This is a genomic window from Actinomadura terrae, from assembly GCF_022751215.1.
Lineage (GTDB): Bacteria > Actinomycetota > Actinomycetes > Streptosporangiales > Streptosporangiaceae > Spirillospora > Spirillospora terrae.
This window is the reverse complement of sequence record NZ_JAICDG010000001.1, coordinates 1,238,118-1,259,464: the sequence shown is the minus strand read 5'-3', so window position 1 is coordinate 1,259,464 and position 21,347 is coordinate 1,238,118. Positions and strand designations below refer to the sequence as shown.

The 21,347-nt window shown below is 71.6% G+C and carries 17 protein-coding genes; 8 read left to right on the top strand and 9 right to left on the bottom strand.

From position 1 onward, the window contains the following. Positions 1-9 precede the first annotated feature (9 nt). From K2F47_RS05580 to K2F47_RS05560, 5 genes are all read right to left on the bottom strand, one after another. A complete protein-coding gene (locus tag K2F47_RS05580) occupies positions 10-1,701 on the bottom strand; it encodes an ABC transporter family substrate-binding protein (protein WP_242901638.1) in 1,692 nt (563 codons plus the stop codon). Beyond that, a complete protein-coding gene (locus K2F47_RS05575) occupies positions 1,698-3,788 on the bottom strand; it encodes a dipeptide ABC transporter ATP-binding protein (RefSeq protein ID WP_242901637.1) in 2,091 nt (696 codons plus the stop codon). The genes K2F47_RS05580 and K2F47_RS05575 overlap by 4 nt, the downstream gene beginning before the upstream one ends. Then, complete coding sequence (locus tag K2F47_RS05570) at positions 3,785-4,645, bottom strand: ABC transporter permease (RefSeq protein WP_242901636.1); 861 nt, start codon at positions 4,643-4,645, stop codon at positions 3,785-3,787. The genes K2F47_RS05575 and K2F47_RS05570 overlap by 4 nt, the downstream gene beginning before the upstream one ends. After that, a complete protein-coding gene (locus K2F47_RS05565) occupies positions 4,642-5,643 on the bottom strand; it encodes an ABC transporter permease (protein ID WP_242901635.1) in 1,002 nt (333 codons plus the stop codon). The genes K2F47_RS05570 and K2F47_RS05565 overlap by 4 nt, the downstream gene beginning before the upstream one ends. A gap of 166 nt (positions 5,644-5,809) precedes the next feature. After that, a complete protein-coding gene (locus K2F47_RS05560; RefSeq protein ID WP_242901634.1) occupies positions 5,810-6,799 on the bottom strand; it encodes a hypothetical protein in 990 nt (329 codons plus the stop codon). 103 nt (positions 6,800-6,902) lie between these two features. On the opposite strand from K2F47_RS05560, the gene K2F47_RS05555 reads away from it, so the two are divergent. Then, positions 6,903-7,514, top strand: coding sequence for a TetR/AcrR family transcriptional regulator (locus tag K2F47_RS05555; protein WP_242901633.1), 612 nt, complete (start codon positions 6,903-6,905; stop codon positions 7,512-7,514). A gap of 586 nt (positions 7,515-8,100) precedes the next feature. Next, positions 8,101-10,062 carry a sensor histidine kinase gene (locus K2F47_RS05550; RefSeq protein WP_242901632.1) on the top strand — a complete coding sequence of 654 codons (1,962 nt, stop codon included), beginning with the start codon at positions 8,101-8,103 and terminating at the stop codon, positions 10,060-10,062. 312 nt (positions 10,063-10,374) lie between these two features. Here the strand turns inward: K2F47_RS05550 and dapF are convergent, their stop codons facing one another. Then, positions 10,375-11,214: a diaminopimelate epimerase gene (gene dapF, locus K2F47_RS05545; protein WP_242901631.1), complete on the bottom strand. Its 840-nt coding sequence runs from the start codon at positions 11,212-11,214 to the stop codon at positions 10,375-10,377. 54 nt (positions 11,215-11,268) lie between these two features. Further along, the gene (miaA, locus tag K2F47_RS05540) at positions 11,269-12,159 is read right to left on the bottom strand and encodes a tRNA (adenosine(37)-N6)-dimethylallyltransferase MiaA (RefSeq protein WP_242902582.1); all 891 of its coding nucleotides are present in this window, start codon (positions 12,157-12,159) and stop codon (positions 11,269-11,271) included. A gap of 114 nt (positions 12,160-12,273) precedes the next feature. Here miaA and K2F47_RS40475 point away from each other — a divergent pair, with 114 nt between their 5' ends. After that, positions 12,274-12,501 (top strand): antitoxin, encoded by a 228-nt coding sequence (locus K2F47_RS40475; RefSeq protein WP_272496444.1) that lies wholly within the window; start codon positions 12,274-12,276, stop codon positions 12,499-12,501. An 18-nt stretch (positions 12,502-12,519) separates the two neighbouring features. Here the strand turns inward: K2F47_RS40475 and K2F47_RS05530 are convergent, their stop codons facing one another. Further along, positions 12,520-13,317, bottom strand: coding sequence for a class III extradiol ring-cleavage dioxygenase family protein (locus tag K2F47_RS05530; RefSeq protein WP_242901630.1), 798 nt, complete (start codon positions 13,315-13,317; stop codon positions 12,520-12,522). Positions 13,318-13,416: 99 nt separating this feature from the next. After that, positions 13,417-14,958: a tRNA (N6-isopentenyl adenosine(37)-C2)-methylthiotransferase MiaB gene (gene miaB, locus K2F47_RS05525; protein WP_242901629.1), complete on the bottom strand. Its 1,542-nt coding sequence runs from the start codon at positions 14,956-14,958 to the stop codon at positions 13,417-13,419. Positions 14,959-15,349: 391 nt separating this feature from the next. Here miaB and K2F47_RS05520 point away from each other — a divergent pair, with 391 nt between their 5' ends. From K2F47_RS05520 to K2F47_RS05500, 5 genes are all read left to right on the top strand, one after another. Continuing rightward, entirely contained in the window at positions 15,350-16,072 is a 723-nt protein-coding gene (locus K2F47_RS05520) for an amino acid ABC transporter ATP-binding protein (protein ID WP_242902581.1), read from the top strand. Between the two features lie 39 nt (positions 16,073-16,111). Beyond that, positions 16,112-16,981, top strand: coding sequence for a glutamate ABC transporter substrate-binding protein (locus K2F47_RS05515; protein WP_242901628.1), 870 nt, complete (start codon positions 16,112-16,114; stop codon positions 16,979-16,981). A 108-nt stretch (positions 16,982-17,089) separates the two neighbouring features. Next, positions 17,090-17,770 carry an amino acid ABC transporter permease gene (locus K2F47_RS05510; protein WP_242901627.1) on the top strand — a complete coding sequence of 227 codons (681 nt, stop codon included), beginning with the start codon at positions 17,090-17,092 and terminating at the stop codon, positions 17,768-17,770. Continuing rightward, positions 17,767-18,759: an amino acid ABC transporter permease gene (locus K2F47_RS05505; RefSeq protein ID WP_242901626.1), complete on the top strand. Its 993-nt coding sequence runs from the start codon at positions 17,767-17,769 to the stop codon at positions 18,757-18,759. Before K2F47_RS05510 ends, K2F47_RS05505 begins: the two co-directional genes overlap by 4 nt. A gap of 271 nt (positions 18,760-19,030) precedes the next feature. Beyond that, positions 19,031-21,022 carry a S9 family peptidase gene (locus K2F47_RS05500; RefSeq protein ID WP_242901625.1) on the top strand — a complete coding sequence of 664 codons (1,992 nt, stop codon included), beginning with the start codon at positions 19,031-19,033 and terminating at the stop codon, positions 21,020-21,022. Positions 21,023-21,347: the final 325 nt, after the last annotated feature.

Genomic DNA, 21,347 nt, shown 5'->3' with positions numbered 1-21,347 from the left:
CACCCCCTGTTATCTGCCAGTGAATCCGATGTCCTCGTAGGCGGGTTCGGCGAATCCACCGGCGCCCAGATTGGCGAGGTCGGCGCGCGCGGCGACGATCTGCGGGCGCTGGTAGAGCGGCAGGACGTACGCCTCGCGCCAGATCAGCCGATCGGCCGCGTTCACCAGGGCGGGCGCCTTCGCCGGGTCGACCTCGGCCGTCGCGCGGTCCAGGGCGGCGTCGATGGCCGCCGTCCCCGCGCGCGAGTAGTTCTGCTGGATGCGGTCGTCACGCGGGCGCGCGAACACCGATTTCATGGGCGACACGGGAAAGGACGTCCCGAGCCAGGAGAACGGCACGATGTCGAAGGCCCCCGGCGTCACGTACCGGTCGAAGATGTCGTCGTCGGGGACGATCCGGATGTCCACCCGGACGCCCACGCGTTCGAGCAGCGCGCGCGTCAGTTCCCCTTCCTGCTTCCCGCCCGGCACCCCGGACGGGACCACGAAACGCAGTGCCAACAACCGGCCTCCCTTGGCGCGGTACTTGCCGTGGGACCTCCAGCCCGCCTGGTCGAGAAGCCGCCCGGCGCGCGCGGGGTCGTAGCCGCCGAGTTCACCGGAGTTGTCCTGGTAGCCGTCCTGGGTGTTGACGTAGAAATGGTTTCCGAGCGTCTGGAGCGGGACGCCCAGCCCGGACAGGTCGGAGCGGGCGATGGCGCGCCGGTCGATGCCCAGCATCACCGCCCGGCGCACATTCGGATCGGAGAGGATCGGCCCGGCGGCGTTGAAGGTGAAATGCCTCCAGTCGGGGCCGCCCGCGCGGCGCACGGCGGCGCCCGGAACCTGCTCGGCCCGGCGCAGGGCGCCCGCGTCCAGCCCGACGTCCATCAGGTCGATCTCGTCGTTGGCGAACGCGCCCGGCATCGCGCTCCCGTCGATGGTGCGGTAGACGATCCGGTCGAGTTTCGCGGGCGCGCCCCACCAGGAAGGGTCGCGCACCATGGTGACGGTCTTGGCGGTCTGGTCGATTCCCTGGAGCTTGAAGGGGCCCGCCGTGACGGGCAGCCGGTCGAGCCACCCGGTGTTGAACGCGGCGGGGCTGGAATAGGCGGCCGCCGGATAGAGCGGACTGAACAGGCTCCGCCAGTCCGCGTACTTTCCGTCGAAGGTGACGATGACGACGTTGCTCTGCGGGCCGCGCTGGATGCGGCTGATCTGCCTGTAGCCGGTGACGGTCGACATCTGGAAACGCGGGTCCCGCCCGGAGAGCGCGTGCGCCTGTGCGACGAAATCGCCGTAGCCGATGGGAGCGCCGTCCGACCATTTCGCTTTGGGGTTGAGCACGTAGGTGACGGTCTGGCCGTGCTCGGTGCGTTCCAGCGTCGCCGATTGCAGATACGCCGGGACGGGACGCGGCACGGCCCTCTCGTCGGCGCGCATGAGATAGGGCAGCGCGCCCTGAATGACGTGCTCGACGACACCCCGCGTCCCGTTGACGTGATGGAAGTTCCATTGGGACGGGAATTCGGGCAGGGGCCAGCGCAACGTCCCGCCGTTCCGGACGCGGTCGCGCGGCATGGGGTTCACGTCGGACGCGGGGAGCCGCCCGGACGCCGCCCTCGCGCCCTCGCCCGCCGTCCCGCATCCACCGGCCAGCAGGGACGCGGCCAGCAGAAGCACCGCGGCGGCAAGCGCGGGCGTCCGTCCGGGGGCCCTCATCGCTCGACCCTCGCGCCGACGAGCGGATGATGGCACGCCACCTCACGGTCGGCGTCGTGGCCCACCGCGCGGGGGCCGGGGTCGTGTTCGTCGCACTGGCGGCTCTCCACCGCCGTGAGCGCCGCATAGCGGGGGCAGCGCGAACGGAACCGGCAGCCTGGAGGCGGGTCGATCGGATCCGGCGCCTCCCCTTGCAGCGGGACGCGTCGGCGGCGCCGCTCCAGGAAGGGGTCGGGTAGCGGTACGGCGTCCAGGAGCGCGCGCGTATACGGATGCGCGGGCGCCCCGTACACCTCGTCGACGGAACCGATCTCCACGATGCGTCCCAGATGCATGACGGCGACCCGGTCGGCGATGCGCCGGACCACTGCAAGGTCGTGGGCGACGAACAAATAGGCGAGGCCGAGCCGGGCGCGGAGTTCTTCCAGCAGGTCCATCACCCCGGCCTGGACGGAGACGTCCAGGGAGGCGACGGGCTCGTCCAGCAGGAGCAGGCGCGGTTCCAGGGCGAGCGCCCGCGCGATGCCCACGCGCTGCCGCTGCCCGCCCGACAGCCCGTGCGGGTAGCGGCTCGCGTGGGCGGGCTCCAAGCCCACGAGGTCCAGCAGTTCCTCCACGCGGCCCCCGACCGGAAGGCCGTGCGTGATCAGGGGCTCGGCCAGGATCTCGGCGACGCGCATGCGCGGATCCAACGATGTGAACGGGTCCTGGAAGACGACCTGGACGTCGCGGCGCAGCGCCTTGCGCCGCGCGGCGGACAGCGCGGCCGTGTCCTCGCCGAGGATCGCGACGCGCCCCCGCTGCGGCCGGTCCAGCCGCAGGATCTCCATCAGCGCCGTGGTCTTGCCGCACCCCGACTCGCCGACGAGGGCGAGCGTCTCGCCCTCCCGGACGTCGAACCCGACACCGTCGACGGCGTGCACGCTGCCCGCTCGGCGCCGCAGCAGCGCGCCCCGGTACACAGGGTGGTGCCGGACGAGATCGGCCACCTCAAGGACGATGGGGCGCTCCCGTCGGGGTCTGCGCGCCGGCGGCGGGACCGGGACGTCCAGCACCGGGAACACCGCCGCCGGGTCGGCGGTCGCGGAGGTGTTCGCGCACGCGGCGACGTGCCCACCCGGCCCGACCAGGATCGGCTCGGGCTCGGCGGCGGCGCACCCGTCGACCGCGACCGGGCAGCGCGGCAGGAACGGGCACCGGGCGGGCGGCGGCGACGGTTCGGACGGGAGCGCCGCTCCGGACGGCTGCCCCTCGATGGGCGCCGACCCCTCGATGGGCGCCCGGCGGCCCCGTGCCGCACCCTCCCCCGCCGGGCCGTCCACGCGCGGGAGCGACTGGAGCAGCCCGATCGTGTACGGCATGCGCGGGCGCCGGTAGATCTCGTCCACCGGGCCCGACTCCACGGCGCGTCCCGCGTACATCACCATGACGCGGTCGGCGAACCCGGCGACGACGGCGAGGTCGTGGGTGATCAGGACGATCGCGGCGCCGGTGGCCTCCTTCGCGACCCGCAGCACGTCCAGGACCTGCGCCTGGATAGTGACGTCGAGCGCGGTGGTCGGCTCGTCCGCCACGATCGCGACGGGGTCGTTGGCGATCGCCATCGCGATCATCACCCGCTGCCGCATGCCGCCGGAGAACTCGTGCGGGTACGCGCGCGCCCGCCGTGCCGCGCCGGGGATGCCGACCAGGTCGAGCAGCTCGGCGGCCCGCGCGCGCGCCGCCGAACGCGTCGCGCCCGAGTGGATGCGGATGGTTTCCGCGATCTGGTCGCCCACCGGATACACGGGGGTGAGCGCCGACAGCGGGTCCTGGAACACCATGGCCAGATCCCTGCCGCGCACCTTGGACAGCTCCCGGTCCGACCGCCCCAGCAGCTCCACGCCGCGCAACCGCACCGATCCGGACGTCCGCGCCCCCTCCGGAAGCAGGCCCATCATGGCGAGGGCCAGCACCGTCTTGCCGGAACCCGACTCCCCGACGATTCCCAGTACTTCCCCCTGCCCGACGCTGAGGCCGACCCCGCGCAGGGCCTGGACGTCCGGCGCGAACCCCACCCGGAGATCGGTCACCTCTAGGACGTTCACCGCCCGCCTCCCCCGGACGGCGACAACGGGTCGAGGGCGTCGCGCAGGCCGTCCCCCAGCAGGTTCACCGCGAGGACGATCAAGACGAGCAGCCCGGCCGCGCACCCGAACGGCCACGGGTACGTGGTCGCGGCGCCGCGTCCGTCGGCGATGAGGGTGCCGAGCGAGACGTCCGGCGCCCGGACGCCGATTCCGAGGAACGACAGCGCGCTCTCGGCGATGATCGCGACGCTGACGTTCACGCTCGCGTCCACGACCAGCAGCGACGCGAGCTGCGGCACGATGTGCCGGACGATCACCCGCGGCGTGCCCGCGCCGAGGAACCGGGCCGCGAGCACCGACTCCCGCTCCCGCACCGACAGCGTCATCGCGCGCACCGCCCGCGCGGTGACCATCCAGAGGAACGCGGCCAGCAACGGCACCAGCAGGAGCCAGTGCCCGCCCAGGCGCGGCGACAGCACCGCCAGGACGAGGAGGGAGGGCAGCACCAGCAGCAGGTCGACGCCCCACATCAGGACGCGGTCGGTCCAGCCGCCGACGAACCCCGCGACGGTCCCGAACAGCGCGGCGAGCCCGGTCGAGATCACGGCGACGGAGACCCCGATGAGCAGGGACTTCTGCGCGCCGTGCAGGGTGAGCGCGAACACGTCGCGTCCGCTGGGCGTCGTCCCGAACCAGTGCCGGGCGGAGGGCCCCTGCCGGAACGCGGTGAAGTCCGTCTCGTCCCAGCCCCAGGGCGACACCAGCGGGCCGGTGAAGGACAGCAGGAGCAACAGGAGCAACAGGACGCATCCGCAGAGGGCGCGCCGGTTCCCCGCCAGGCACCGCGCCAGGCGGCCCGCGCGATCCGGCGTCACGCGACGGCTCCCGTCCGGACGCGGGGGTCGAGGATGCCGTACATGACGTCCGAGGCGAGCCCGGCCAGCAGCACCGCCACGGCGGCCACGCAGTTGACGGCCGCGACCGCGTTGACGTCGCCCCGGCTCACCGAGTCGATCAGCCACTCCCCCACCCCGTGCCAGCCGAAGAGCTTTTCGGTGAACATGCCGCCGAGCACCAGGAGGCTGGAGGTGTAGGCGAAGTAGGTGGTCATGGGGATCAGCGCCGTGCGGAGACCGTGCCGTAGGAGGGCGTCCCTCCGGCGCAGCCCCTTCGCCCTGGCGGTGCGGACGAAATCGGCCTGGAGGACGTCTAGCATCATGCTCCGCTGGTAGCGGCTGTAGAGGGCGAACTGGGCGAGGGCGATGGTGGCGGTGGGCAGCAGCAGGTGACGGACGCGGTCGCCCAGGCCGCCCAGGGCTCCGAAGGGCCCGTCCGAGGCGCCGGGCGTGGTCTCCCCGACCCACTCGAAGACGCGCAGGCCCGTCGCCTCGTTCGTCCTGCTCGCGACGATTTGCAGGAGGACCGCGAGCACGAACACGGGGACGGCCAGGACGAGGTAGGAGAGGAACGTGATGAACAGGTCCGCCGTCCGCCCGCGCCGCACCGCCGCGTAGGCGCCCGCCAGGACGCCCAGGGCACTGCCCAGCACCGCCCCCAGCACGAGCAGCCTGAGGCTGACGCCGAGGCGGCGCCACAGTTCGGCGTTGACGGGCTCGCCCTGCCACGTCCGGCCGAAGTCGCCCCGCGCCAGGCCCGCGACCCAGGTTCCGTAGCGCTCGGCCAAGGGCGTCCGGTCGTTGAGGTTGAACCGGGTGAGCTGCGCGTCGACGACGGCCTCGGGCGGACGGGGCGCGCGGCCCTCGTAGTTGGCGCGCGGCGTGAGCGCGGCGGCGGCGAGCAGGTACGCGAGGCTCGCGGCGAGAACGACCAGCACGGCGTAGTTCGCCAGCCGGCGTAGCAGGAACGCCGCCATGTCACCCCTCCCGGCGCGTGCAGCAGTCACAGAATGCTACTGATCACTCACGCGCCGCGCGGAGAAACGCCGGGGCACTCCCATTCCGGGTACGACTTGGCCGCCACTGAATCGTGGCGGCCCGGTCCATAAGTCAGACCGAGCCGCACAGATCCAAGGGAATGAATCAGGCCAAAACGGGCGTCCGCTCAGGTACGGGATGTTCCTCGTTGCGGCGCCGGAGCGCGCCGACCGCCAGCAGCGCCAGCCCGGCGGCCGCCCACGCCGCCAGAACGGCCAGCGCGCGGGCCGACCCCGCGCCGTCGAAGAACGAGGTGGACCTGAGCAGCGTCACCGCGGCACCGGGCGGAAGGAACTGGCCGACCTCGCCCCACGGCTGCGGCAGCAGCTCCGGCGCCGACGTCGCGGCCGACAGCGGGTTGCCGAAGAACATCAGGAGCAGCCCGCCGACGCCGATGCCCGCGCGTCCGAAGACGGCGGCCAGCCCGGCGACGGTGCCCGCCACGGCGAGGATGGCCAGTGCCAGCACCCCGGCGAGCGTCAAATAGGAGCCGGGCAGCAGCGACAGCCAGCTCTGCGCGACGGCGGCGACGCCGAACCCGCCGAGCACCGCGAAGAGCACCAGCCCGGCGGCCCGCCACGCCACCGCCCGGATCGCGAACGTGAGCAGCACGGCCGCGGCCAGACCGGAGATGATCAGCGGCAGCGCGAGGGCGCCGAACCCGGCGCCGCGCGGATCGTCGGGGTCCGCCGCGACCACGTCCTGAACAACCCGCTCCTGCGCGGGCGCGCCTCGCGCGGGCGCCAGCTTCTCGGAAAGGGCGCCAAGTTGCTGCGCGACCATCGGCGACGCCGCCGACGCGGTGAGGACGCGGGGGCCGGACGGCGTCGTGACGATGGCGCCGTACGCCTCGCGGTCGGCGAGCGCGGCGCGCGCTGCGGCCTCATCCCGGCGCGTCTCGACGGCGAACGCGCCGGGCCGCTCCTGCTCCAGGCGCTCGGCGACGGCGGACGCCTGCGGGCCGGTCACGACGATCGGCACATCGCGCGGCCCCAGGCGGGCCGACGGCCAGGCGAACGCGGTGATCATGAGCAGTTGCAGCAGGGCTGCGCCCACGGCCACGCCGAGGACGCGCACGGGGAGCGACGAACGCATGGTCCCCTCCAATAAATCGGATGTCCGTTCTCTTTTATCGCGCCCAGCGTCGCACCGGCGTTCCGGCCTTGTCAAGAACGGACGTTCGTTTTATATTGCTGCCATGCCGCGAGTCAGCGAAGAGCATCTGGAGCGGCGCAGGCAGCAGATCCTCGACGCGGCCCGCGCCTGTTTCATCCGCAAGGGCATCCACGAGACGTCCATGCAGGACGTCTTCGCCGAGTCGGGCCTGTCGGCCGGGGCCGTCTACCGCTACTTCAAGAGCAAGAGCGACATCATCGAGGCCGTCGCGTCCACCGTGGTCGGCGACCTGCTCACGTTCTTCGCCGACCTCGCCCGCCGCGACCCGCTGCTCCCCCTGGACGTCATGGTGGAGGAACTCGCCACCAAGGTCGTCTCGCTCTCCGGAGAGAACGGCCCGCTACGCCTCGCCCCCCAGGCGTGGGGCCTGGCCATGCATGACGAACAGCTCGGCCGCTACATCCGGGAGACGATCGTGATGATGCGGGAGACCTGGATGTTCTACGCGGGCCGCCTCGTGGACGCCGGACTCCTCCCCAAGGACACCGACGTGGCCGCCGTCGCGCAGACGCTCTTCGGTCTCATGCCGGGGTTCGTCCTGCAACGGCTCGTCATGGGGGACATCTCTCCGGAAGTACTGCGAAGCGGCATCAAGTCGCTCTCCCGCGACAGCACCCTGACCCTCCTCGCCTAGCCGTGCGACACAGCGACCCCACCCATTGCGCGGGCGCGTAGTTGACCAATGGGGTCGACGCCGGAGGCGAGGCCCCACCGGGAAGATCGCGAAGCGATTCCGCGCCCGCCAAGGGGGCGAGCCGCCGGACGAGCGCACTGGGCTGAGATTGAAATAAGTACCGTTGTGCTCGGCACGGCGTACATGGGCGTCATACGGCTGAAGTGCGTCCGTTCGCCGTAGGGGTGTGCCCATGACCGTCGCCGTGTCCGTAGTGACGCGGGTCTCACCGTGCCCGGCCGGCGCCGGCGGTGCTCCGAACCCGCCCCTGTATGAGCTCGGGAGGCGCCGCCCGCGTCGCTCGGCCGGGCACCGGACGGACCGGCTGTTCGCGACGTCGGGCGGTTTCGCACCCATCGTCCCTGACCTGCGCGTTCGGTGTCCTTATCCGGTTTCCGCAGTTACCATCGCGACACGCGCGCGCGTGCCGCGACGAAGACAGTGTCGGCAGCGCGGGGTCCCGGTGTCCTGAGGCGGACGCCCCTATGACCCCAGGACAGGAAGCAGGACGTTTTAACATTTCATTACTTTTGTTTCGGGAGCGGCGATGCAGACGGTGGAACACGACCGCGGGGCGGGACGCGCGGCGTTCCTGCTCGCCCTGGCGGCGGTCCTGCTCGTCACCGCGTCGCTGATGCTCGGCACGTGGCTTCCCGCCGACCGGCGCCTCGTCTGGTGGCATCCCGAGATCGTGATCGGACTCTTCTGGACGCCCGCGGCCGCGACCCTGCTGCGGCACCGCCCCGGGCTGAGGGTCGGCTGGCTCATGCTGGGGTCCGGGGTCAGCGCGTCGGTGTACATCCTCGTGCTCAACCTCGGCCCGTGGCTGGACCTGCACGGCTGGGCGGGCGCCGGCTTCGTCAAGTGGCTCGGGACGTGGCTGTGGGCGATCGACACGTTCGCGCTCACGCTCGTGCTGCCGCTGATCTTCCCGGACGGCCGGCTGGTGTCGCGCTGGTTCCGGCCGATCCTGGTGATGGCCTGCCTGGTCCCCGTCGTCGTCTGCGCGCACCTCACCGTCGACCCCGGGGCGCGGCGCTTCCACAACGGCGTCTCGGTCTACCCGTTCCAGGAGATCCCGGTCCCGATCAGCGCGTTCATCATCACGACGCTGGTGGGCGGGCTGGTGTCGGTGGTCGCGCGGTTCGTCCGGTCGCCACCGGACGTGCGGCGGCAGATCGCCTGGGTCGTCTACCCCGGCGTGCTCGCCGAGGCGATCATCTACGTGGGCGAGAACAGCCCGATCGGCGACCCGCTCCGCAACATCACGATCGCCGCCGTCCCGATCTGCATCGCGATCGCGATCACCCGCTACCGGCTGTACGACATCGACCTGGTGGTCAGCCGGACGCTGGTCTACGCCGGTCTCGTCGTGGTGATCACCGGCGTGTACTTCGCGCTGGTGGGGACCGCGAGCCTGCTGGCGCACGGCCGGGGCACGCTCGCGGGGCTGGTCGGCGCGATCGCGGCGGGGGCGGTGTTCGAGCCCGTCCGGCGGCGGCTCCAGCGCACGGTGGACAGCCTGATCCACGGCGAGCGCGACCCGTACCGGATCGCCGACCGGCTGAACCGGCGGCTCCAGACCGCCGCCGACCCGGGCGCGGCGCTCGCGGTCGCCGCCGAGGTCGCCCGCTCGGCCCTGCACGCCACCGGCGTCATGATCGAGGTGCTGGACCGCGACGGCCGCACGATCTCCGCCGAGGACGGCGAACTCGGCGACCGCCCCCAGCTCATCCCCCTGGTGTGGCACGGCGAGCCGGTCGGGCGGCTGCTGTTCGGCGTCCTGCGGCCCCCCGACGCGCGGCTGTCGGGCATCCTCGCGCGCAACCTGGCCGAGCTGGCGAACGCGGCGCGGCTGGCGGCCGACGTGCAGCGCTCCCGGGAGCGCATCCTGCGCACGCGCGAGGAGGAGCGCCGCCGGCTGCGCCGCGACCTGCACGACGGGCTCGGGCCCACGCTGGCCAGCCTCGCCATGACCGTGGACGCGGCGCGGATCACGATGCGTTCCGACCCCGAGGCGGCCGACGCGCTGCTGGAGAACCTGCGCGCGACGATGGGACGCACGATCGGCGACATCCGCGACCTCGTGTACGGGCTCCGTCCCCCGGCTCTGGACGACCTGGGCCTGGCGGGGGCCATCCAGGCCTTGGGCGGTGTCGTCGCGACCGGGGACGGCCCCAAGGTGGAGGTCCACGTCGAGGGGGAACTGGACCGGCTTCCCGCCGCCGCGGAGGTCGCGGCCTACCGGATCGTGCAGGAGGCCCTCACCAACGTGCACCGGCATGCGAAGGCCGACTGCGCCGAGGTTCGCCTGTATCTGAACGGCGACCTGCACGTGAGCGTGGACGACGACGGGGTGGGGTTGCCGCCACGCGTGCGTTCAGGCGTGGGGATGTCGTCCATGCGTGAACGTGCGGCCGAACTCGGAGGGTCGTGCACGGTCGGGCCCGGGCCCAAGGGCGGAACCATCGTCCGCGCCCGGCTGCCTGTGAACGGGGCCCATTCCTAGGCACTCTCGTTCCTGGCCACTCACCGGAATCCGCCGGGAGGGCCGCGATCCGGCTTCACCGGACCGCCACCCGGTGGGAGGGCCGGTGACCGCCCCCCGCCAAGAAGGTCGCCACCGGCCCTCGGGCTCCGTACGGCGTCGGGGCTCCCATCCCGGTCCGTACGGGCCATTCACCAGAGGGTGTGCATGAAGAACATTATGCCGCATGGGTCCCGGTGCGGAGGGACCGTTGTCCTGTTCGATCCGGGACCTTCATTGACTAGTAAAATCCGCTGGTCGGGCTGGGTTTGTCAGGGGTCGGTCAGGGAGGTGTCAAAGCCACCCCGGCCGGGTCTCGCCCTCGGCGACGATTACGGCCGGTCCGCTCAGGACCGCCGTCCCGTGACCCAGGGTTACGGTCACCCGCCCGCCCGGTACGTCCACGGTCCAATCCCCCTGCGGCAGCGCGAAATTTTCCGTGGACGCGGCGTCCGGTGGGGTCGCGGCGGCGAGGGCCACCGCCACGGTCCCTGTTCCGCAGGAACGCGTCTCTCCGGAGCCTCGCTCGTATACGCGCATCTCCACGTGCCGTTCCCCGACCCTGCGGAAGAACTCGACGTTCACGCCCTCCGGGAAGGCGCCCGGGTCGAAACCGGGGGCGCGTGACAGGTCGAGTCCCGTGATCGGGCCGTCCACGGCGCACACCAGATGCGGGTTCCCCACGGAGACGCGCTTCCCCTGGAAGACCTCACCCTCGACGGACGCCTCGCTCCACCCGAGCAACCTGGGCTGACCCATGTCCACGGACACGTCGCCGGATGCCCCCAGCGTGACGCGTCGCAGCCCTCCGCGCGTGGCGAGGTTCCACTCACCGGGCGGGGCGAGCCCCGCGTCCACGAGGTAGCGGGCGAAGACGCGCGCGCCGTTGCCGCACATTTCGGCGATGCCGCCGTCGGCATTGCGGTAGTCCATGAACCACTCGGCGTCCCCGACGAGGTCCTCGGGCAGATCGGTGGCCTTCGTCCGGACGACGCGGAGGACGCCGTCGGCGCCGATCCCGGCGCGCCGGTCGCACAGCCGCACGACGGCCTCGGCGGTGAGGTCGAGGGCGCCGTCCAGGTCGGGCAGGATCACGAAGTCGTTCTCGGTGCCGTGCCCCTTTACGAACCGCATCCCTCGATCGTATTACGCCGCCCGTAATCCCCGCGCCGCGCTACGTCACCGACCTCACCGGACGAGGCGGAGGGCGCGCTCCAAGAGGTCGGGGGCGTCATAGGGCAGCCAGTGGACGCGCGGGTCCCGGCGGAACCACGATTCCTGGCGTCGGGCGAAGCGCCGCGTCGTCCGGACGGTCTCGGCCTTGGCCTCCTCCTCCGTGCACTCCCCTGCCAGGAACTGGAGCACTTGGGCGTACCCGAGCGCGCGGCCTGCGGTCAGGCCGTCCCGAAGGCCTTGCCGCTCCAGGCCGCGGACCTCATCGACGAGACCCGCGTCCCACATGCGCTCCACCCGGAGCGCGATCCGCTCGTCCAGCTCGTCGCGCGGCACTGCCAGCCCTATCTGCGTCACCGAGTCGTAGCGGTACCGGTGTTCGGGCAAGGTCGCGCTGAACGGACGTCCGGAAATCTCGATGACTTCCAGGGCGCGGACGATGCGTCGCCCGTTGCTGGGCAGGATCGCCTCTGCCGCCGCAGGGTCGGACTGGCGCAGCCGCTCGTGCAGGACGCCCGCGCCCACCTCGGCCAGTTCGCCCTCCAAGCGCGCGCGCACGCGAGGGTCCGTCCCGGGGAACTCCAGGTGGTCGAGGGCGGCGCGCACGTACAGCCCCGAGCCGCCGACGAGCACGGGCAGCTTGCCGCCTGCGCGCAGCCGTGCGATGACGTCCTCGGAGAGCCGCTGGTATTCGGCGACGCTCGCGGTCACCGTCACGTCCCAGACGTCCAGGAGGTGGTGGGGGACGCCGCGCATCTCGTCCGGGGTCAGCTTGGCGGTGCCGATGTCCATGCCGCGGTACAGCTGCATCGAGTCGGCGTTGACCGCCTCGCCGCCGAGGGCGAGGGCCAGGCCCACGGCGAGGTCGGACTTGCCGGCGGCGGTCGCCCCGACGACCGCGATCACATCTGGAGTGGTCACAGGCTTGATTGTGGCAACAGAACGGGTATAGGCGGGTTGTACGGGTGCCGCGCGCCACCGCGTGGCGCCGCCGAGACGAGGGAATCCGGGGGTTCGCGAATGTCCATCGTCGACAAGGTCAAGCAGATGCTCGGCCAGCACTCCGACCAGGCGAAGAAGGCCGTCGACAAGGGCGGGGACATGATCGACCGGAAGACCGGCGGCAAGTACTCCGACAAGATCGACAAGGGTCAGGAGAGGGCCGGGGACTACATCGACCGCGGCCAGGAGGGCGGCCAGTCCGGCGGCACGCCGGGCGGTGGCACGCCGGGCGGCGGGCCCGCCTAGACGACCGCCCGGCGGCCGTCAGGCGGCCGGCCAGCCGGTGCTCGACCAGCTCGCGACGAGGTAGCCCACGCCATAGGGAGCCTCGTCCGCGAGCAGGTCCCCCGCCATATGCCCGGTTCCCGGAGCGCCGGACGCCCCGGGGCCCGGCCCGGCACCCGCCGCGCCGGCGAGCACCTGCCACGCCGCGCGCCCGGCCGCCTGGAGCTCGCGGGACAGCCCGGCGTCCAGCGCGGCCAGCGCCTCGGCGTCGGCCTTCGCGAGCGCGCTCGCGACGGATCCGTCGTAGGACGCGGCCCGCTCGTCCAGGTATCCGGGCGCCTTCTCCGAACGGCACGCCGACGCGTCGCCCATTACCAGGAGCGCCACCCGCTCGGCCGACTCCGCGAGCCGGCGTCCGAGGGCCAGGCACTCCTCGGGCGGCGTGTCGAACCCGACCGCCTGATAGCGGGCTCCGTCGCCCGCGCCCTCCCGTTCCAGGAGCCAGTGCCCGATCGTGAGCGACAGCGGCAGCGGCTCCGTGGCGGCCTCTGCGGGCCCGGCGGGGCTCGTCCAGTCCAGACCATAGGGACGGAGCGTCGCGAGCGCGTACGGACCGTAGGCGCGCGTCTCGGCCGCCCCGCCGACCACCACGAGGGCGTCGACCTCGGGCGCGCGCAGCCGCGGCGGTCTGACCGTCACGTCGGCGTACCCGGCACCGAGGCGCCGGACGGCCTCGCCGCACGCGGCGCGCACCCCGTCCAGCTCCCCCGCCGCCTCCCCCGCCAGGGCGGGCACGAGGACGGGCGGGTGCGGGCACACCGCAGCCGAGACAAGCACGCTGCCTCCTCCAGACCGATCCCGGCCTCTTCGAACCCGGCCCTCGCCTAGCCGGGCACGACCGACGCTGGGACGGAATCCAGCCGACCGTGCCTCATGTCAGTGGGTGGAGCACCCCGGCGCGGCCGGAACCGGCGACGCCGGACGCCCGACCGAGGGCATTCCCAGCGAGACGCCTTTCTGGCCGTCGTCCGCCTTGCCCTGGCGCGCCTCCCACGCGTCGCCCGCGCGCGTCCGGCGGACGCCCCGCACGGGGTTGTCCGCGACCAGGTGGTGCGGCGCCGCGTAGGTGACCTCGACGGTGACCATGTCCCCCGGCCGCACCGGCTCCTCCGGCGCCCGGAAGTGCACGAGCCGGTTGTCGGCCGCGCGTCCCGAGAGGCGGCGGGTCGCGTCGTCCTTGCGGCCCTCCCCCTCGGCCACGAGGACCCTCAGCGTGCGGCCGGACTGCTTCTTGTTCTCCGCCCAGGAGATCTCCTCCTGGAGGGCGACCAGCCGCTCGTACCGCTCCTGGACGACCTCCTTGGGCAGCTGCCCGTCCATCGTCGCCGCAGGGGTTCCAGGACGCTTGGAGTACTGGAAGGTGAACGCGGAGGAGAAACGGGCCTCGCGCACGACGTGCAGGGTCTGCTCGAAGTCCGCCTCGGTCTCGCCGGGGAAGCCCACGATGATGTCGGTGGTGATCGCCGCGTCCGGGATCGCCGCCCGCACCTTGTCGATGATGCCGAGGTAGCGCTCCTGCCGGTAGGAGCGGCGCATGGCCCGCAGCACCGCGTCCGAGCCGGACTGCAACGGCATGTGCAGCGACGGCATCACGTTCGGCGTCTCGGCCATGGCGGCGATGACGTCGTCGGTGAAGTCCTTGGGGTGCGGTGAGGTGAACCGGACGCGTTCCAGCCCCTCGACGTCGCCGCACGCGCGCAGCAGCCCGGCGAACGCGGACTGCCCGTCGGCCGTCATCGCCTGGACGTCGCCGGGCGCTGCGGCGAGAGCGCCGAAGCCCGAGCCGTACGCGTTGACGTTCTGCCCCAGCAGCGTGATCTCCAGGACGCCCTCGGCCACCAGGGCCTCCACCTCGGCGAGGATCTCCCCGGGGCGGCGGTCCTTCTCCTTGCCGCGCAGTGACGGGACGATGCAGAAAGTGCAGGTGTTGTTGCAGCCCACCGATATGGACACCCACGCCGCGTAGGGCGACTCGCGCCGGGTGGGCAGCGTCGAGGGGAAGGTCACCAGCGACTCTTCGATCTCGACCTGCGCCTCGCTGTTCACCCGCGAGCGCTCCAGCAGCGTGGGCAGCGAGCCGATGTTGTGGGTGCCGAACACGACGTCCACCCATGGCGCGCGCTTGACGATGGTGTCGCGGTCCTTCTGCGCGAGGCACCCGCCGACGGCGATCTGCATGCCCGGACGACCGTCCTTGACCGGCCGCAGATGCCCGAGGTTGCCGTAGAGGCGGTTGTCGGCGTTCTCCCGGACGGCGCAGGTGTTGAACACCACCACGTCGGGTTCGGCGTCGCCCGCGCGGACGTACCCGGCCGACTCCAGGAGGCCGGACAGACGCTCGGAGTCGTGGACGTTCATCTGGCACCCGTAGGTACGGATCTCGTACGTGCGGGGGCCCATCTCGATAGGCGCACTCATGACAGTCACCAAGGGTACGCGTCGGGCACGCCCCGCCGGACACGCACGCGGGTCGCGAGTGCATGCCGTCCGCATGCCGCCCGGGCCCCGCCACGACGTCCGCGCCGCGCGTCCCGAACCCAAGATCACCAGCAGGTTACCGGCGGGTCACGAAACGGCCGACGCGCCGCGCCCAAGGCCCCTCCGGCCAGCGCCCGAAGGCGCTCCGAACCCCTCGCCTACATGGGTTTTCGTGATCGTATCGGTACCGCTCGGAAGCTCGCCGTCCGGCGCGGATGACGTAAAGTCCGAGCGCATGACAGGCAGCGAAGGCGCGCCCGACCCCACCGCGGGAGACGGGCCGGATGACCTCGTCCCGGAGCGATCCGCCGCGGACTCCGGGCCCCTCGTCGTGGTCGAGCACGTCGACAAGCACTTCGGCGAGCTGCACGTCCTCAAGGACATCAACCTCACCGTGAACCGCGGCGAGGTCGTGGTCGTCATCGGCCCGTCCGGTGGCGGCAAGTCGACCCTCTGCCGGTCGATCAACCGGTTGGAGCCCATCGACGGCGGCGTCATCCGCGTGGACGGCAAGGAGCTGCCCCAGGAGGGCAAGGAGCTGGCGAGGCTCCGCGCGGACGTCGGCATGGTGTTCCAGTCGTTCAACCTGTTCGCCCACAAGACGATCCTGGAGAACGTCACGCTCGGGCCCATCAAGGTCCGCAAGCAGGGCAGGCAGGAGGCGGAGAAGCACGCGATGGAGCTGCTGGACCGGGTCGGCATCGCCAACCAGGCCCAGAAGTATCCCGCGCAGCTCTCCGGCGGCCAGCAGCAGCGCGCCGCCATCGCGCGCTCCCTCGCCATGAAGCCCAAGGTGATGCTGTTCGACGAGCCCACCTCGGCACTCGACCCCGAGATGGTCAACGAGGTCCTGGACGTGATGACCGGGCTGGCCCGGGACGGCATGACGATGATCGTGGTCACCCACGAGATGGGCTTCGCGCGGCGGGCCGCGCAGAAGGTCGTGTTCATGGCGGACGGTCAGATCGTGGAGGAGAACACGCCCGACGAGTTCTTCACCAACGCGCGCACCGAGCGCGCGAAGGACTTCCTTTCCAAGATCCTCACGCACTGAGCCGCGGGGCTCCGGCACGAAAGCAGAGGTGGACGAGCAGTGCGAGCACGTCGTATCGGCGCCCTGATCGGCGCGGGGCTGGCGCTGTCACTGGCGCTTGGCGCCTGTGGCAGTGACAAGGAGAAGACCGAGGCCAAGTCGGTCGCGCAGAAGGCGAAGGACGACAAGAAGCTGACCATCGGCATCAAGTTCGACCAGCCCGCGCTGGGCCTGAAGAAGCCGGACGGCTCCTACGACGGCTTCGACGTGGACGTCGCCAAGTACGTGGCGCAAAGGCTGGGGGTGCCGGAGAGCGGCATCACGTTCAAGGAGACGACGTCCGCCAACCGCGAGTCGTTCCTGGGAGGCGGCCAGGTCGACCTGGTCTTCGCGACCTACTCCATCACCCAGGCGCGCAAGGCCCAGGTCACCTTCGGCGGCCCCTACTACGTCGCGCACCAGGACACGATGGTCCGCGCGAACGACAACGCCATCAAGAAGCCGCAGGACCTCAAGGGCAAGAAGCTCTGCAAGGCGTCCGGGTCGAACTCCTTCCGCCGCATCACCGAGGGCCCGCCGGACGGGAAGCTCGCCATCAAGGGCGTCAACCTCGTCGAGGCGTCCAGCTACTCCGACTGCGCGGCCAAGCTCAAGAACGGCGCGGTCGACGCGGTCAGCACCGACGACCTGATCCTGGCCGGCTTCGCCAACCAGCAGAAGGGCGCGTTCAAGGTCATCAACGCGCCGTTCACCGACGAGAAGTACGGCGTCGGCATCAGGAGGGGCGACAAGGAGACCTGCGAGGCGGTCAACAACGCCATCACGCAGATGTACTCCGACGGCACCGCCAAGACCCTCCTTGAGAAGCACTTCGCCGGAACGGGGCTGAAGTTCGCCACGGCCGCCCCGCAGCCGGAAGGGTGCGCCTGATCCGAGGCTGAGCCCGTCGTGCGCGCGCGTCCAGGGGACGCCCTCTGACCGTCCCCTGGACGCGCGCGCGTGACCCGACCCGCTGGAACGCCATGGAACAGCTAAGCCATGTTTGACTTCGGCCCCTTCTTCGACAACTTCGACCAGCTCCTCGACGGCTTCTGGGCGACGGTCCGCCTGGCAGCGCTCGCCGCGGTGTTCTCGATGATCCTCGGCACGTTCCTGGTGAGCTGCCGCGTCTCGCCCATCCCCGTGCTGCGCGCGTTCGGGACCGGCTACGTCAACATCCTGCGCAACACCCCGCTCACGCTCGTGCTCCTGATGTGCAGCCTCGGTCTCAACGACGAGCTGGCGCTCAAGTTCTCCGGGGACAACAGCACCTATTACTGGTGGTCGGTCCTCGGGCTCTCCGGGTACACGGCGGCGTTCGTCTGCGAGGCGCTGCGCTCGGGCATCAACACGGTCCCCCTGGGGCAGGCCGAGGCCGCGCGGTCGCTCGGGCTGGGCTTCACCCAGTCGCTGCGCATCGTCATCCTGCCGCAGGCGTTCCGCGCGGTCATCGCGCCGCTCGGCAGCGTCCTCGTCGCCATGATCAAAAACACGACGGTGGCGTCGGCGGCGAGCTACGCCGAGACCGCCTCGGTCATGAAGGACCTCCTCGACCAGCCCAGCTTCACCAGCGGGGCGATCCCGCTGTTCCTCGGCGTGGCCGTGGCCTTCATGATCCTCACGCTGCCGACCGGAATCTTCTTCGGGTGGCTGCACAAGCGGATGGCGGTGGCCCGATGACCAAGGAAGCGACCGTCCTCTTCGACGCGCCCGGCCCGCGGGCGCGCGCGCGGCACAACATCCTGACCGTCGTCGCGGCGGTGGTGTTCCTCGCCATCCTGGGCGCGCTGATCTGGCGCTTCAACGAGAAGGACCAGTTCGCCGGCAAGCTCTGGAGCCCCTTCCTGAAGTGGCCGGTGTGGGACAACCTGATCCTGCCGGGCCTGTGGAACACGCTGAAGGCGGCGGCCCTCGGCACCGTGCTGGCGCTGCTGTTCGGCGTGGTGTTCGGCCTGGCCCGGCTGTCGGACCACTGGTGGGTGCGGGTCCCGGCCGGGATCGTCGTCGAGTTCTTCCGGGCGATCCCGCTGCTGATCCTGATCTTCCTGGCGTTCTTCATCCCGAACAAGGTCAGCCCGTCCGTCGCGGACTCGGCGTTCGGCACCTTCCAGCGCGTGCTCGTCGACAACTTCTTCTCGATCTTCGGCGTGGAGATCAACGCCGGGGTCATCACCGTGCCCGCGTTCGCGGCGGTCGTCTTCGGCCTCGTGATGTACAACGGGTCGGTGCTGGCCGAGGTGGTGCGCGCCGGGGTCCAGTCGATCCCGAAGGGCCAGTCGGAGGCCGCCTACTCCATCGGCCTGCGCAAGAACGGCGTCATGCGGCTCGTCCTGCTGCCGCAGGCCGTCACGGTGATGATGCCGGCGATCGTGAGCCAGATCGTCGTCCTGCTCAAGGACAGCGCGCTCGGGTTCATCATCGCCTACCCCGAACTCCTCAACGCGGGGTTCCGGCAGGTGCCCGCCAACTACGACAACAACAAGCTCCAGGCGGGCCTCGTCGTCGCGGTCATCTACATCGCGATCAACATGTCCATGAGCCGGTTGGCGACGTGGGTGGAGGGGCGCAGCCGCCGCAGCCGCAAGACCGAGGCCAAGACGATGGGCGGCGGGCTCGGCGCGCCCCCCGTCCCCGGCATGGCCACCGCGGGCGAGATGGGCTCCGTCTAATTCGGGACGGGCTGCCCGTGATCCATCGCGTGAGCCCTCAGCTCGCAGTGGGGAGCCTTTCAGGGGCGTCGACCGGGTCTCGTCCGGTCGGCGCCCCCGCCGCTTCCTCGCGCTGCTCCGCCGCGCCCGAGAGCACCTCGCAGGCACCGCCGCGTGTGACGCCGAGGGCGCCTGTTACCGGTGGGTCGGCTGGTGACCGGCGTGTATCTTTCCGAAGTCAAACCGCCCGTCATGGCCCCAAGCGTTCCCCGTATGCGGGACGATTCCTGGTATGACCGCTCGTGCGACCCTCCCCTACGGCTCCTGGCCCTCCCCCATCTCCGCAGCCGACGTCGCCCGCGCGCGGCGGCGCCTCAGCTTTCCCACCGTCGCCGGCGATGACGTGTGGTGGCAGGAGACCCGACCGGAGGAGGGCGGGCGGACCACCATCGTCCACCTCCGGGGCGGTCACCGGACGGACCTGCTCCAGGCCCCCTGGGACGCGCGCACGCGGGTGCACGAGTACGGCGGGCGGTCATACCTGCCGGTCCGCACCGAGCAGGGCTGGTCGCTGGTGTTCTCCAACTACGAGGACCAACGGCTTCACCGGCTCGACGAGGGCGACCCCAAGCCGTACCCCCTGACGCCCGAGCCCGCCGTCCAGGCGGGGCTGCGCTACGCCGACCTCGTCCTCTCCCCGGACGGCACGGAGGTCTGGTGCGTCTGCGAGGGGCACATCGCCGCGCCGCCGGAGGGCGAGGAGGGCGTCGCGGGGATCAGGCGTGCGATCGTCGCCATTCCGTTGGACGGCAGTGCATCGGAGAACGCGGGCGCGATCCGCGAGCTGGTGACCGGGGCGCACTTCTACGCGAGCCCGCGTCCCTCTCCCGGCGGGGGCCATCTGGCGTGGGTGCAGTGGAACCACCCGAGGATGCCCTGGGACGGCACGGAGCTGCGCGTGGCCGCGCTGGAGAACGGCAAGACGGTCGCGCCCCGCACGGTCAAGGGCGGCCTCACCGAATCCGTCGTGGCGCCCCTGTGGCGTGACGACGAGTCCCTGTACGTCATCTCCGACTGGCCCGGCTGGTGGAACATCTACCAGGTCGGCCTGCACGGTGAGTCCCCGCAGGCGCTGTACCCCGCAGAGGAGGAGTTCACAAGCCCCCTCTGGACACTGGGCGGCATGCCGTACGCGCTGCTGGGCGACGGCCGTCTCGCCGTCCTGCACGGCGAGGGCGACATGCGGCTCGGCATCTACGACCCGGAGACGCTGGACCTCATCGACCTGGAGGTCCCCTACGAGCACTGGCAGTCCCAGCTCTCCGCGGACGGCACCACCATCGTCGGGATCGGCGGCGGGCCGGACGTCCCGCCGTCCGTCGTGCGGATCGACACCACGACCGGACGCGTGGAGGGGCTCCGCCGCGAACTTCCGGAGCTGCCGGACGTCGCCTACCTGTCCAAGCCGCGCGCCGAACGGCTGGAGGGCCCGTTCGGACGTCCCGTGCATGCGTACGTCTTCCCGCCGACCAACCCCGAGGCCACGGCTCCGGAAGGCGAGCTGCCACCGTATGTGGTCTTCGTGCACGGCGGCCCCACCGGACGCGCCTCCACGGTGCTCGACCTGGAACGGGCGTACTTCACCAGCCGCGGCATAGGCGTCATCGACGTCAACTACGGCGGCTCCGCCGGATACGGCCGCGCCTACCGCGAACGGCTGCGCCGCCAGTGGGGCGTGGTGGACGTGGAGGACGCCGTGGCCGCCGCCCAGGCGCTCGTCGACGGCGGCATCGCCGACCCCGCCCGGCTGGCGATCCGCGGCGGCTCCGCGGGCGGCTGGACGACGCTCGCGGCGATCACCCAGACCGACGTGTTCAAGGCCGCCACGTCCTACTACGGGATCAGCGAGCTCCAGAGCTTCGTCGGCACCACCCACGACTTCGAGTCGCAGTATCTGTTCGGTCTGATCGGCCCGCTGCCCGGCTTCGAGCGCGCCTACGAGGAGCGCTCGCCGCTGAACAACGCCGACCGCACGGCCTGCCCCGTCCTGCTCCTCCAGGGCCTCAACGACCCCGTGGTCCCCCCGGACCAGTCGGAGCGCTTCGCGGTGGCCCTGGCCGCCAAGAAGATGCCGTACGCCTACCTGACGTTCGAGGGCGAGGCCCACGGCTTCCGCAAGGCCGAGACCGTCATCGCCTGCCTGGAGGCCGAACTGGCCTTCTACGGCCAGACCCTCGGCTTCGAACCCCGCGGCGTCGACCCGATCGACCTCACCGTCGGCTGACCCCCGCCCGCCGGTCGGCCGGAACCGTCCCCGTCCCACTAGCCGACCGGCGCGCGCCACCGAGGGAGGCCATCTCGGCTGCCGACCGATACCTGCCGTCCCAGCGGCGTAGGCACCCATGTCGCATGTGGTCGATGACCAGCCTCGCGCGTCGACGGCGGGGTTGAGGAACGGCGCCCGCGCACCGGGCGATGTGCACTGGACAGCGGTGGCGGGAACGGCGGGCCGGGACGCGGCTGCGCGGCCTCGGGCCGATGCGGGCACCCATCGTGCGATTCTGCCGACGGTCGAGGCGTTCCTGCTGCTGCCGACCGCGCGTGTTGGC

Coding starts and splice junctions, on each gene's coding strand:
- K2F47_RS05500 (WP_242901625.1), top strand. CDS start 19,031: ATGACCGCTCGTGCGACCCTCCCCTACGGCTCCTGGCCCTCCCCCATC.
- dapF (WP_242901631.1), bottom strand. CDS start 11,214: ATGCGGTTCGTAAAGGGGCACGGCACCGAGAACGACTTCGTGATCCTG.
- K2F47_RS05565 (WP_242901635.1), bottom strand. CDS start 5,643: ATGGCGGCGTTCCTGCTACGCCGGCTGGCGAACTACGCCGTGCTGGTC.
- K2F47_RS05560 (WP_242901634.1), bottom strand. CDS start 6,799: ATGCGTTCGTCGCTCCCCGTGCGCGTCCTCGGCGTGGCCGTGGGCGCA.
- K2F47_RS05505 (WP_242901626.1), top strand. CDS start 17,767: ATGACCAAGGAAGCGACCGTCCTCTTCGACGCGCCCGGCCCGCGGGCG.
- K2F47_RS40475 (WP_272496444.1), top strand. CDS start 12,274: ATGTCCATCGTCGACAAGGTCAAGCAGATGCTCGGCCAGCACTCCGAC.
- K2F47_RS05580 (WP_242901638.1), bottom strand. CDS start 1,701: ATGAGGGCCCCCGGACGGACGCCCGCGCTTGCCGCCGCGGTGCTTCTG.
- miaB (WP_242901629.1), bottom strand. CDS start 14,958: ATGAGTGCGCCTATCGAGATGGGCCCCCGCACGTACGAGATCCGTACC.
- K2F47_RS05510 (WP_242901627.1), top strand. CDS start 17,090: ATGTTTGACTTCGGCCCCTTCTTCGACAACTTCGACCAGCTCCTCGAC.
- K2F47_RS05555 (WP_242901633.1), top strand. CDS start 6,903: ATGCCGCGAGTCAGCGAAGAGCATCTGGAGCGGCGCAGGCAGCAGATC.
- K2F47_RS05550 (WP_242901632.1), top strand. CDS start 8,101: ATGCAGACGGTGGAACACGACCGCGGGGCGGGACGCGCGGCGTTCCTG.